Origin of the sequence: Phytohabitans rumicis, assembly GCF_011764445.1 — a bacterium.
Lineage (GTDB): Bacteria > Actinomycetota > Actinomycetes > Mycobacteriales > Micromonosporaceae > Phytohabitans > Phytohabitans rumicis.
Genome location: NZ_BLPG01000001.1, coordinates 7,064,379 through 7,076,125 on the forward strand (window position 1 = coordinate 7,064,379; position 11,747 = coordinate 7,076,125).

Annotated in this window: 13 protein-coding genes; 6 read left to right on the top strand and 7 right to left on the bottom strand. The window is 68.0% G+C overall.

Annotated features, from left to right (window positions below):
• Window positions 1–812: 812 nt before the first annotated feature.
• Both Prum_RS32155 and Prum_RS32160 read left to right on the top strand, forming a co-directional pair.
• A complete protein-coding gene (locus Prum_RS32155) occupies window positions 813–1,379 on the top strand; it encodes an RNA polymerase sigma factor (protein WP_173079865.1) in 567 nt (188 codons plus the stop codon).
• Entirely contained in the window at window positions 1,376–2,431 is a 1,056-nt protein-coding gene (locus Prum_RS32160; RefSeq protein ID WP_173079866.1) for a CU044_5270 family protein, read from the top strand. Before Prum_RS32155 ends, Prum_RS32160 begins: the two co-directional genes overlap by 4 nt.
• Window positions 2,432–2,500: 69 nt before the next feature.
• Here Prum_RS32160 and Prum_RS32165 read toward each other — a convergent pair whose 3' ends face one another.
• Complete coding sequence (locus Prum_RS32165; RefSeq protein WP_173079867.1) at window positions 2,501–3,079, bottom strand: peptidase inhibitor family I36 protein; 579 nt, start codon at window positions 3,077–3,079, stop codon at window positions 2,501–2,503.
• A 1,046-nt stretch (window positions 3,080–4,125) separates the two neighbouring features.
• Between Prum_RS32165 and Prum_RS32170 the strand changes: the two genes are divergently transcribed.
• Entirely contained in the window at window positions 4,126–4,320 is a 195-nt protein-coding gene (locus Prum_RS32170) for a DUF2795 domain-containing protein (protein ID WP_173079868.1), read from the top strand.
• A gap of 108 nt (window positions 4,321–4,428) precedes the next feature.
• Here Prum_RS32170 and Prum_RS32175 read toward each other — a convergent pair whose 3' ends face one another.
• The 4 genes from Prum_RS32175 to Prum_RS32190 all read right to left on the bottom strand — a co-directional run bounded on the left by Prum_RS32175 (window position 4,429) and on the right by Prum_RS32190 (window position 7,679).
• Window positions 4,429–5,082: a hypothetical protein gene (locus Prum_RS32175; protein WP_173079869.1), complete on the bottom strand. Its 654-nt coding sequence runs from the start codon at window positions 5,080–5,082 to the stop codon at window positions 4,429–4,431.
• A gap of 188 nt (window positions 5,083–5,270) precedes the next feature.
• Window positions 5,271–6,047: a hypothetical protein gene (locus Prum_RS32180; RefSeq protein WP_173079870.1), complete on the bottom strand. Its 777-nt coding sequence runs from the start codon at window positions 6,045–6,047 to the stop codon at window positions 5,271–5,273.
• An 18-nt stretch (window positions 6,048–6,065) separates the two neighbouring features.
• Entirely contained in the window at window positions 6,066–6,722 is a 657-nt protein-coding gene (locus Prum_RS32185) for a response regulator (protein WP_173079871.1), read from the bottom strand.
• Window positions 6,723–6,725: 3 nt separating this feature from the next.
• On the bottom strand, window positions 6,726–7,679 hold the full coding sequence (locus Prum_RS32190; RefSeq protein WP_173079872.1) for a HAMP domain-containing sensor histidine kinase: 954 nt from the start codon (window positions 7,677–7,679) through the stop codon (window positions 6,726–6,728).
• Window positions 7,680–8,489: 810 nt separating this feature from the next.
• On the opposite strand from Prum_RS32190, the gene Prum_RS32195 reads away from it, so the two are divergent.
• The 3 genes from Prum_RS32195 to Prum_RS32205 all read left to right on the top strand — a co-directional run bounded on the left by Prum_RS32195 (window position 8,490) and on the right by Prum_RS32205 (window position 11,012).
• Window positions 8,490–8,816 (top strand): hypothetical protein, encoded by a 327-nt coding sequence (locus Prum_RS32195; RefSeq protein ID WP_173079873.1) that lies wholly within the window; start codon window positions 8,490–8,492, stop codon window positions 8,814–8,816.
• Window positions 8,817–9,198: 382 nt separating this feature from the next.
• Window positions 9,199–10,491, top strand: a complete 1,293-nt coding sequence (locus Prum_RS32200) for an ArsB/NhaD family transporter (protein ID WP_246278228.1) — start codon at window positions 9,199–9,201, stop codon at window positions 10,489–10,491.
• A gap of 29 nt (window positions 10,492–10,520) precedes the next feature.
• Window positions 10,521–11,012 (top strand): TrkA C-terminal domain-containing protein, encoded by a 492-nt coding sequence (locus Prum_RS32205; protein ID WP_173079875.1) that lies wholly within the window; start codon window positions 10,521–10,523, stop codon window positions 11,010–11,012.
• Window positions 11,013–11,024: 12 nt separating this feature from the next.
• On the opposite strand, the gene Prum_RS32210 is transcribed toward Prum_RS32205, so the two are convergent.
• Window positions 11,025–11,237 carry a hypothetical protein gene (locus Prum_RS32210; protein ID WP_173079876.1) on the bottom strand — a complete coding sequence of 71 codons (213 nt, stop codon included), beginning with the start codon at window positions 11,235–11,237 and terminating at the stop codon, window positions 11,025–11,027.
• 53 nt (window positions 11,238–11,290) lie between these two features.
• Window positions 11,291–11,617 (bottom strand): hypothetical protein, encoded by a 327-nt coding sequence (locus Prum_RS32215; RefSeq protein ID WP_173079877.1) that lies wholly within the window; start codon window positions 11,615–11,617, stop codon window positions 11,291–11,293.
• Window positions 11,618–11,747: the final 130 nt, after the last annotated feature.

An 11,747-nucleotide genomic window follows, 5' to 3' on the forward strand; every position in this document is an offset into this window, starting at 1 on the left:
AGGGTTCGGCGGACCCAGCGCGGTGTTCGGCCTTGGTCCGGTGGTGGGGTTGTCACTGTTCTCCTACGGTGCTGGTATTCGGATAGTTGGCTGTTGACAGGTCACGGACAGCCGCCCCGGTTGCGGGCGCTGATGCCAGTTGGTGCTGGCCGGCCGATTGGATGCCGTGTTGTGTCGGCGGCGAGGCCGGTGGCCGGTTCGGGCGCGTGCGGAAAGCCGCAGGGTCTGGCCACAACGGCGAGTTCGGCAGGGCCGGGTCGGATGCTGCGGCGTCATGTGACGCTGCGTGTCGGCCGCGCGGGGTCCGGGTAGGACGCGCGGCGGGTACCCGCCTCACCACGATCTGCTCCCCGTGATCTGTTGGTAGCGTGTAGTAGTTGATCGCGGTGTGTGCGATCAACTGTGAAGTCTCGCGAAGCTGATGTTGCGTCACACAGAGCCGAAACTTCCCGAATGACGGGAACCGTGAATCAACACGAGGCGGAAAAGCCTGGTAGATCTAGTCAGACCGCCAGGCGAACGACAGATTTCACGATGCAAGATTCGCTGTACTTGTCAGTAAACTGCGTACTGGCATGTTGGCGTCGTCGTCGGTGGAGCTATCGCGACTACGCCGGAATCCGGGATGAGATCTGTCGAGGAAAGCCGCGAAAGGCCCGGCGGCGTCGATGACGAACGGCTGTCGCGACGTAGACGGAACGTAATCGTCGCGCGATAGGTCGTTGATCGTTGGGGTCACCCGTATGGGCGTCGCCTGATCTGGTGTGACGTTTTCCGGCCCGCCCGAAACAATACGGGCGGAGGAGTTGCGAATGGATCCTGCCGCCGGGCGCGTGCGGTTCGAAAAGATCTATCAGGAGCACTACGACGCGATTTGGAGGTTTGTACAGTTCAAGGCCGCGGGTCTCGATCCTGAGAACATCCTCGCGGAGGTCTTCGCGACGGCATGGGAGAAGCGCGACAAAATCCCGGACGAGGCAGCGAGAGCCTGGCTCTATGCGGTCGCCAACAACAAGATCAGAAATGCGATCCGCGGCAAGGTCAACCAACAGAAGATGCCGCGGCAGCGGGCCGGCCTGCACGACCTGCCTGTCGTGGACGATCCCGCTGATGCCGTCCTGGAGAAGTTGAGCTTCGAGCGAGTGCTCCAGGCCCTGGCTTCGGACCTGGACCGGGAGATTCTTTTCCTGTCCTGTCACGAGGGCTACGGGGCAACCGAGATTGCCGAGATTCTCGGGCTCAAGCGCTCCACCGCGGCGATGCGCAGGCAGCGACTCCGTGACAAGCTGGCGGCCTTCCACCCGGCAACCGCAGGGCCGCCCGACGACGTCAACGACGACGAGCCAGAAGACCGGTCCGGGGAAGGGAGGAAGCGGTGACGGACGACGAGGCGATCACGCGGCAACTACACGAACGGTGGGGCCCGCTCGCTGCGGCCTCCCGAGCTCGGCAGGTCCCCGACCAGGAGACCAAGGAACGGATCCTGCAACGGATCCTGCAGGAACCGCCGGACCAGCAGCCGCAGCGACGCCGACACAGATGGACAGGCCGACAGCGTTTCCTGGTCGGTGGGGTAGCCGCCGTCGCCATGGCCGTCGTGGTCGCAGCCCTCACGGTCGTACTGTGGCCGTCCCACGCCACCTCCGCGTACGCGGCCACCCCACCGGGCCTGAACTACCAACCCGGGCCGCAGCTGCCCGCCGCCACCGTGCTCCAGCAGCTCGCCAGCGCCGCGCAGGCCACCGACCGGCCCGGCGGCGGAACGGTGGAGTACCTACGCATCGAAAGCTGGGACCTCAACGCCAGCATCGACGGCCAACAGGTCACGACCGCCGTCGTGCCCAGCGAAACGCAGATCTGGCGTCAACCCGACGACGCCGCCGTCACCATCGCACGATACGGAACTCCGTGGTTTCCCGACGACGATGCCGAACAGGCGTGGAAGGCGAACCGGTCACCCGGGTCGGACACCACACCGCGCCGCACCGACGACCCACCCGGCGGGCACGCCTGGCTCTGGGACGACCGGCCACCACCCAACGCGGACCAGCTGCGAGCGTGGCTGCGCCGCAACCACAACATCACCGACACCGGCGGCTACTTCACAGCGGTGGTGGACCTGCTCAAAGAAAGGGTGCTGACCGGCAAGGAGCTCGCCTCCGTCCTACGCCTGCTGGCGAGCTTGCCGACTGTCGACTACACGGGACCGGTGACGGACCGGACCGGAAGACCAGGCGAGGCGTTCTCCACCACCTCGACCTCGGGCGGCCTTCCAGTCCGGCACACTCTCATCGTCGATCGCACGTCCGGACGGTTCCTCGCGTACGAACGCACCCTCACCACCACGGCCGGCAGCCTGAATGTACGGATCCCCGCGGTGACCAGCTACGTCATATTCCACGACGCCCGGTTCACCACCGGAACCCCATGATCGTTGTAAGTTGGCGGCCCCAGGGGGTGGCGGATAGCGGCCGCCACCCCTGGCTCATCCCCGGCACCCTCAACCCCACACGGCGTACGCCTGGTCGTTGTAGATACCGAGACTGTTGGCGTAGCTGTTCGCGCCGCAGTTGTAGACGGTGCTCAGGTTGTACATCGACAAATGCCCCGCGTCGCTGGAGCCCTGGTTGTTACGCCACGACGACGTCTGCCGGTCGAAGTCCCAATTGGACAGGTACTGCCAGTACTCGTCCCGGAACTGCAACCGCCGACCATTGCCGTTCGTGTCGGCGTACAGACACAGCCAGCCACTCGAACACACGGGCACCGCCAGCACAACAACCGAGCCCGCCGATCCTTGCGCGGCCTGATAGAGAGGGTCGCGCTCCCGTGTATAACCCAGCACCGCATCGGCCTCCGCGTGCGTGGCGAAGCACCGCGTATCCGCGGCCGAGTAGACCAGGCAGGTCTGCGCTCCCTGCCAGCCCTTGGCAAGGTCAATCACACGCCCCTGGAAAGTCGCCATTCCAGGCCTGCCATCGACCTTCGGCGCAGCGGCGACCGGCTGCACCATCCCGCCGATCATCGAAAGCATCACCACGGCTATCGCAGCTGTTCTCGTCGCTATCTTGACGGACACCTCGATCCTCCTGCCAACCGATACAGGATCACTGTCGACAGCGGAGCACCCATAGCTCCTTACCCAGGGTGCCTTTGACGATACAGACCGTAATCAACGTCAACTCGGTCGAGTCGCGAACCTTACTGAAGCCGATGGCACACCTATGTCGGAGACAAATGTGATCACCAGTCGGATCCATGATTCGTAGACACGGAATTTCGACTGCGGCGACGTTCTTACGCCGTCGTTCCACGGCGTTTCACGGTGACCCAATTTTCTCAGTGGTTGTAAACGAGCCCGGCGTAGAAGTCGACGTTCGGGATTCTTTCTCAATCGCCGGAGACCCACCAGACCAGGTCATAGTCGGCACAGGCCAGAACGCGCGGCACGCCACGCGGTGTCGATGAGGTTCACGGTCCGAACTATGACCGCCTACGGGTACCGCCCGGTCGACAGCTTCACGCCAGAGCAGCGCGGTTCCGGCCGGACTGCTGGGCGACTGAACCAGGGCAGGACACCGGCGCCCCGACGGGCCTGCGTGTAACGCCGGTCGCCAAGTTGCCGCCCTTCCCGGCGACGTGGCCATGGCATGGGCGCGGGCGGTTAACCCCCCAAACGGCCGAACGCCCCAACGCGGTCACGCGAGCGGCCTGCCCCTGCCCCCATGCACGGGCAGGCCGCTCGACCCGTTTCACCAAGGCCACAATCCGCAACCTGCCGGTACTATCGGTCTTATAGGGTGGTTGCCCCCAAGCTCCCCCTACTGACCGGACCACCGCGAGGGTGGTCCGGTCCATGTGGTTACCCCCATCGTGCGGGCACGCGCGCTCCGGGCTGCCTGGGTCGGCTTCAACCGTTCGCGCTCTGGTGCCCTTGCCGGCATCCCAAGACCCTGGGGCTTGACCCCTGATCTTGGACACGGGTTATGCGGCTGGGGCCAGCCTAGTTGATGTTGCTCGGGTGGCGTTTTCGTAGGCGATCGGAGACCGTTGTCCAACGGGCGTGTGAGGCTCCCGGGCGCTAGTCGGCGTGGCCGAATGCGTTGATCTGTTCGGCCTCCTGCGGTGTCATCTCGCGGGGTAGCTGGCCGCGGGCGAGCTTCTCGCTTTGGACGTGGTGGCGACAACCTGCTCGCCTACGCCGTCGGCAGCCACGCCCGCCCGGAGATCATCACGGTCATCGAAGGGCTGCCCGACAAGCCCTACAGCACCATCCGCGACCTGTGGTACGACCTGGCCGACATCCCCGTCAACCTCTGACAAAGTCCCACCGAGATCCCTTCGCCCCGGGTGAATCCCGCACAGGAACGAAGCGGCGAACTCGTTTTTCGGCCACCCGGTGTCAGTGGACGCCGCCCAGGCCCGCTGTCAGTCACCCGCCGCGCGGTGTGCGGCGGCCCGGGCGCCCAGCGCGGCGAGTCGGGCGGCGGCCTGCCGCAGCCGTTCGGCCTCCACGCCCAGGTGCTCGCGCAGTTCGGGGTCGCTGATCCATTCGGACACGTTCTGGTCGTCGGTCGGGTCGTCGCTGGGCGGTGATTCGGTCAGGGTGGCGGCCATCCAGTTCAGCAGTTCGACCTGCGCGGCGAACACGTCACGCAGGTCACCGTCGCGCAGCGCCTCGACAGCCCGCTCGTACGGCGGGAACGGCACGGTCACCTCCGGTACCCCGGCAGCGTCCTCGGCGACGATGTAGGCACCCAACTCGACGCCGGGTACCAGCCGCACCGCCTGCTGGGGGCGGCCCTCGTCGAGGATGTGCACCAGGTCGTTCTCGTCGCCCAACGGGATCACCGTGGCGGCCGCGGCCGTCCGGTTCGGACTCTGGTCCAGCTGCAAATTCATGTCGATGTGGACGGTCTCGGCGACGAACACCGTGGTCTCGGCTGGTAGGCGGGCCATCAGCGCGGCCAGCTCGCCGGCGGTGCCGAATTCGACATGGGCGCCGCTGGGCCCGAGAACATCGTGGACCGCGGCGAACGCCGCACGCTGCTGCGTGTAGAAGGCCGTCGCGTCAATGCTCACTGCCTGTCCTCTCCGCCTTCTCCTGAGCTGGTCAAGGCATCGCCGGCGGCCGGCATAGGGCCGGTTTGGCTGGTGCCGTTTCCGGGGGCTGAACACACCCACGCCATCACCATACGTATCGTTCGATTTCGTAGGTTCGCCACGCCAGGCCGCCCAAGCCGTCAACGGGGTGAGCCGTCACCCCCGGGTCACCAGGTGCTGAGGTCCATGACCGTGATCCAGCCGGGGGTGATCCGGGCGGCGAGTGCCGCGATGTCAGGGTCGGCGGTCGCGGCGATGCGGCGGATTCCTTGGCCGAGCCCGGATGCGGTTGTTCTGCCTCCCACTTTGTTGCGGAGCAGCGGCACACGGATCCGGTTGTGTTCTGTTTTGAATTCGCGGGCGCGGGGGTAGGCGGTCAGGTGGGCGGCGATGTGGTTGGCGACGACGGGCGGTAGGACGAGGGTGTGGCCGCCGGGTGGGCGCAGGCTCAGGCGCAGCGGTGTGTCTTGTGTCGTGTCGATGTCGGCGACGTCGAGCCAGCAGATGTGGTGCAGCCGGATGTGGTCGGTGGTGGCCAGCAGGAACAAGGCGACTGTCGCGGGTTGCCCGTCGTGTTGTTCGGCGGCGCGCAGAAGGCGCCTGGTCTGGTCGGCGGACAGCATCGTGGCGGGGCGTCGCCGGCGTCCGCGCCGGCCTGGTCCGGGTGGGCCGATCTCGCCGTGGGGTCCCGGTGTGGGCTGGCGGCCCGGCGCTGGGGCGGTGGGCCGTCGACGCGGCCGGGACCAGTGCAGCCAGATGTACAAGGGTTCGGGACCGTGACTGGTCTCGCGCGTGTAGTAGGCCAGCACCGGTGCCGCGGGGCGTAGGGGGTCGACACCGCGGGGCAGGCACCAGGACAGCCAGTTGGCCACGTCATCGCGCAGCTCCGGGTATCTGAACCCGAAGGAGGCGGCGAGCTGGATCAGCTGCTCGGGCGTGGCCATCACGGGTGGTCCCGGGGTTCAGGGTTCGATGAGGCCGGCGCGGATGGCGTACCGGGTCAGTTCGAGGCGGTCTTTGAGGCCGAGTTTTTGCAGCATGTTGGCGCGGTGCCGCTCGACGGTCTTGACGCTGATGAACAGCAGGTCGGCGATCTCTTTGGAGGAGTGGCCCTCGGCGACGAGTTTGAGGACCTCTTCTTCGCGGTCGGTGATCACCTTGTCGGGGACGGTGGCGCCGTCGGCGGCGCGGTCGAGATAGTTGCGGATCAGGGCGTTGACGGCGCCGGGGTACAGGAATGGTTCGTCGCGCATCGCGGCGCGGCAGGCTTCGACGAGGTCGCGGTCGGCGACGGATTTGAGGACGTAGCCGCTGGCGCCGGCTTTGAGGGCTTCGAAGAAGTATTGCTCGTTGTCGTACATGGTCAGGATCAGGATCCGCAGGTCGGGCAGGAGGCGGGACAGTTCCCGGGCGGCTTGCAGGCCGGTCAGGCGGGGCATGGCGATGTCCAGGATGGCCAGGTCGGGCCGGTGGGTGCGAGCCTGTTCGACGGCGTCGGCGCCGTTGCCGGCCTCGGCGATGACGCTCAGGTCGGGTTCGTTGTCGAGGATGAGCCGTACGCCGCGGCGGACCAGGGCGTGGTCGTCGGCGAGCAGGATCCGGGTGGTGGCTGTGGGCATGGGTCAGAGGCTCCCGTCCGGGTCCGGCAGGTGCAGGCGTACTTCGGTGCCCCCGGTGGGGCTGGCGCCCAGGGACAGCTGGGCCCGCACGAGCAGGGCCCGTTCGCGCATGCCACGGATGCCCGCGCCTTCGGTGCTGCGGCGAAGGCCGCGGCCGTCGTCGCGGACACACAGCTGAACCCCGGCCGGGGTGCGGCGCAGGGTGAGCTCGACGTGGACGGCGTGGGCGTGCCGGGCGGTGTTGGTCAGGGCTTCCTGCGCGACCCGGTAGCACACGAGTTCCGCCTCGTGGCCGAGGTCGGGCAGGTTGGCGTCGAAGTGCTGGCGGACGGATAGGCCGGTGTGGCCGGAGATTTCGGTGGTGAGGGCTTTGAGGGCGCTGATCAGGCCGAGTTCGTCCAGCACGCCGGGGCGCAGGCGGCGGGCGATGCGGCGGATCTCGTCCAGGCTGTCGCGGGTGGATTCCTGTACTTGGTGGACTTGGCTGCGGACCGGTTCGGGGGCTTGGTCGGCGACCCGTTTGAGGTCCAGCAGCACCGCGGTCAACGTTTGCCCGACCTCGTCGTGCAGTTCCTGGGCGATGCGGCGGCGTTCGCCTTCCTGGGCGGACAGGGCGCGGGCGCTGCTGGTGGCGCGTTCGGCCTCGAGCCGGTCGAGCATGGTGTTGAAGGTGCGGATCAGGTCGGCGATCGCGGCGTGGCCGCTGACCGCGGGGCGGGGTCCGGGTTGCAGCAGGTCGATGGTGGTCATCGCCCGGGTGAGCCGCTGCAGCGGGGCCAGCCCGATCCGGAGCAGGACCGCGTTGGCGGCCAGCATCGCGGCCAGCCCGGCGGTGACGATCAGCGCCTCGGTGAACAGCACCGGGGTGGAGACGGTGACCGGGCCCAGCATGAGCAGCCCGGCAGCCACGGTGAGCACGGCGGCGTTGAGCAGATAGATCCGCCAGAACAGGGACACGCGCCAGCCCTCCTTCCTGAGTTCTGCCCCCACTATCACCCCTGGCGCCTGGTTTGCCCTTGTTTCCTCCCGTGGGCCGTGCACCGGTCAACGCCAGCGTGTCCGCGGGCACCGGCCGATGTCTATCCGTGGCAACACCCACTTGGCGGGCCAGTCCAGGGCCGGCGCCGGCCGAAATAGCCGGTGCGGCGACCCGGCTTTGGGTGCCGGTGCGGATAGGCGCGCGGCGCCGGTGCCGCTGACGATGAGGGCCAGGCACACGGACTCGTCGACCCGCGTGTGGCCGGCCGGTACGACTGCTCAGGCCGGCGGCTGGCGTGCGTGACCGGCGACGCGCCGGGCCACGCGCCGGCCCCCTTATAGGGGATCTTGATGGATCGTTTCGAGGACCACGTGCGCCGCGAGGCTCATGCCGCCGACTGCGGCCGGTCCGCCGAAAACGGGCGGTGCGCGCCCTCGCGCCCAGCCCGCCGACATCGGCCTCTGGTCCGGTGGCTGGTGCTTGCCATAGCTCTCGCAGGCCTGTGCACGGGGATCGCGACCGGCCACGGGCTGCTGCTGGCCGCTGGACTCGTCCTGGCCGCGACGGCCGTGAACCTGCTGGACCCCCAGCACACTCGCCGCCGGCGAGGCCACCGGCGGTGACCAACGCTGCTGCCGGCCGCGCACCAGAAGCGGCGTGCGTGGGCGCAACGCCGCGAAGGCGGCGCCTGCGGGCAAAAGATGGGTGTCGGCACGGATTGCGAGGTCGTTGCCGGGTCGGGGACGGTCGGGCTGTCGTAACCACCCAACCGTTTCAGGGAGTTGCGGATGACCGCACACGTTGATGATCTGGTCGGTCGCGCCCTGCACGCCTCCGACAGCCGGCCGGTCGGCAAGATCACCGCCGTCTACCACTATCCGACCGAACTGGCCGCCCCTGCGGGCGCGGTCGCGATCGCGGTCGGGCTGCTGCGCCGCACACATCTGGTCGATCTGGAAAACGCCGAGGTGGTCGACGGCCTTCTCACCGTCCCGCATGACCGGAACACGATCACCAGCGCGCCGAGCTTCACGCCGATGGTGGGTGACACGCTGTCGCAGGGCCACGCGATGAAGGTGCGGGAGCATTACTGGGGTGCCTCGCAGCCGGTATAAACGCTGTGGTGGGCCGCGCGGGCGGGAGGATCCGAAGCTGCCGCCCGAGGAGGCGAACGGTTGGATAAGGCATCTTCGGACCGGTACCGCGCGGCCTGGCGTCCAGCTCACCGCACACAGCCAGGCTGGGCAATCCGTGCCACCACCCAATTGCGCCGTGACGGCCGTGCCCGCGCATCTGCAGGTCCAGGCGGGTCGGCGTCGCTGGGGACGGTTTGCATGGTTCGGCCGCGCCGATATGGGTGTCGGCACCAATAGTTGACCACCGCCGTCGCGGGCCAGCATGACCCATGCGCACCTCACCGCACGGATACACACCCGGTGGCAGCGATCATCGGGTCTACGGCAACGCGACCGAGACCGGGCCGCCGGGGTGCTCCGGGTGAACGGGCTCGCCGCGGTCGCCGCCCTGGTCATCTTCTCGGTGGCGTTCTTCCTGATCGCCACCGAGCGGGTCCATCGGGTCGCGGTCGTCCTCGGCGCCGCCGGGCTGATGGTCGCGCTGCGGCTGGTGCCCGGCGACGACATGTTCTACAACGAACACGCCGGGATCGACTGGCACGTCATCTTCCTGCTGCTCGGCATGATGATCATCGTCGGGGTGATCAAACAGACCGGCGTCTTCGAGTTCCTGGCCATCTGGGCCGGCAAACGCTCCCGCGGCCGCCCCTACCGGCTGCTGGTCCTGCTGATGGGCATCACCGCGATCGCGTCCCCGTTCCTGGACAACGTCACCACCGTCATGCTCGTCGCCCCAGTAACGATCGCGGTGTGCCAGCAGCTGGGCCTACCCGCCGCGCCGTACCTGATCGCCGAAGTCCTCGCCTCGAACATCGGCGGCGCGGCCACCCTGATCGGTGACCCGCCGAACATCATCATCGGGGCGCGGGCCGGGTTGTCGTTCAACGACTTCATCGTCCACATGACACCGATCGTGGTCGTGCTGTTCGCGTTGTTCGTGGTGATGGCCCGGGTCATGTTCCGCAGCGCGTTCCGGCATTCGGTGCAGGTCGACGCGGTCATGCACCTCAACGGCCGGGACGCCATCAAAGACAAACCGCTACTGGTGCGCTGCCTGGCCGTTCTCGCGCTGGTGATGGTCGGGTTCGGCCTGCACCACATGCTGCATTGGGAGCCGGCGGTCGTCGCTTTGCTCGGTGCCGGGCTGATGGTCCTCGTCTCCGGGGTGAAGGCGGCCGACTACCTCGCCGAGGTCGAATGGGCCACCCTGGTGTTCTTCATGGGCCTGTTCGTCATGGTCGGCGGCCTGGTCGAGACCGGCGTCATCCACCGGCTCGGCGGCTGGACCGTCAACGCCGTCGGCGACAACTACTTCCTGGCCGCGACGGCGCTGATCTTCGGCTCCGCGATCCTCGGCGCGTTCTTCGACAACATCCCCTACGTGGCGACCATGGCCCCGGTCGTGGAGGACCTGGCCGCGCAGGCACCCGATGCGCAGACCGGGCAGGCGCTGTGGTGGTCGTTCGCGCTCGGCGCCGACCTGGGCGGCAACGGCACCGCCGTGGCCGCCAGCGCCAACGTCGTGGTGCTGGGCATCGCCGCCCAACACGGCGAACCCATCAGCTTCTGGCAGTTCACCAAGTACGGCATCATCACCACCCTCGTCACCGTCACCGTCGCCTGGGGCTACGTGTGGCTGCGCTACTTCACCTAGACCCCGCAATCCACAAAGGAGGACCAGCTATGTGGATCGACCGGCAGGACCTGCCGGGCATCGGCACCCTGCACGCGTTCACCACCCGGGCCGGGCAGCGCGTCGGTGTCATCCGCCGCCGCGACGGACGGCACACTCTGGCGATCTACCGCGACGACGACCCCCAAGCCGTGCACCGCGCCGCGACGTTCGAGCCCGACGAGGCGCACCACATCGGGGATCTGCTGCACGCGACGTTCACCGTCGAACACATCGACGCGAGCGCGGACGGCCCGTGCCTGGCCCGGCTGCAAGTCCCGGCCGCGTCACCCGCGGTCGGCCACGACCCGACAGCGCTGAAGACTCCTGGCGTGCGGGTCCTGGCGGTCATCCGGGACGGTGCCCTCACCGGCTGGCCACACCCGGGCGCCCTACTGTCCGGCGGTGACACCGTCGTCGCCGCCGGCACCATGGACGGCATCACCACCCTGGCGCGACTGCTCGACGCGACCGAGTTCGGCCCCGCCGACGCGAAGCGTTGACCGCCGCAGGGTTTAAGTACTGGGTGGACGGCAGGCGCCCGGCTCCTGCGGGCCGAGGTCCAACTCGTACAGGCCCACCACCGCCAGGACCAGCCCAGCGGCCACCACCAAAGCGTTACCGGTCGCCACACCCGCCGCCAAAGCCAGCACCGCGGCGAGGAACGACACGCCGGCCAACATACGGTGCAGGCCCGAACCGGGCCCCTGGTCAGGTTCGTTGGTCACAGCTCAACTCCGTCAAAACCAGGCGGGAGCGGGGACGGCCCGGCGGGCGGCGCTCATACAGGCTGCGCCGCACTCCGGTAGTGCTCGCGTACCTTCGCCGCGTCCGGCTCGGACAGCGTGCCACCACCTCCCAACCCGGCGTGGGGTGCGCGGCGGATGGTGTCGCGGTCATGCGGGACGGTCAGGACGCCATCAACAACGTCGGCGTCCTGCAGATCGACCAGGCGTGATCGGCGCAGCAGCCCGCTGCTGACAGCCACAGCGCCCGCGGGCGCGCACATGACGACCGGATAGTGGTAGACCGCCGTGATCCGCCCAGCGGGCCGATTGTCGCGGGCATGCAACGCCCGCCCGACCAGGTCACCGGAATAGGTGCTCATCAACGCCGCTCCCAAAAGAATGGTCGACGACCGAACCAGCTCTGACCTTTACCGAAAGGCAGCCGCCGACGCAATGGGTGCTGACACCCATTTGTCGGCCACAATTCGGACTCGATTCCGCTGCGGAGGC

Excerpts from the sequence above, each read along its gene's own strand:
- Prum_RS32155 (WP_173079865.1), top strand. The coding sequence starts at position 813 with ATGGATCCTGCCGCCGGGCGCGTGCGGTTCGAAAAGATCTATCAGGAG.
- Prum_RS32180 (WP_173079870.1), bottom strand. The coding sequence starts at position 6,047 with ATGGCCACGCCCGAGCAGCTGATCCAGCTCGCCGCCTCCTTCGGGTTC.
- Prum_RS32185 (WP_173079871.1), bottom strand. The coding sequence starts at position 6,722 with ATGCCCACAGCCACCACCCGGATCCTGCTCGCCGACGACCACGCCCTG.
- Prum_RS32195 (WP_173079873.1), top strand. The coding sequence starts at position 8,490 with ATGACCGCACACGTTGATGATCTGGTCGGTCGCGCCCTGCACGCCTCC.
- Prum_RS32205 (WP_173079875.1), top strand. The coding sequence starts at position 10,521 with ATGTGGATCGACCGGCAGGACCTGCCGGGCATCGGCACCCTGCACGCG.
- Prum_RS32215 (WP_173079877.1), bottom strand. The coding sequence starts at position 11,617 with ATGAGCACCTATTCCGGTGACCTGGTCGGGCGGGCGTTGCATGCCCGC.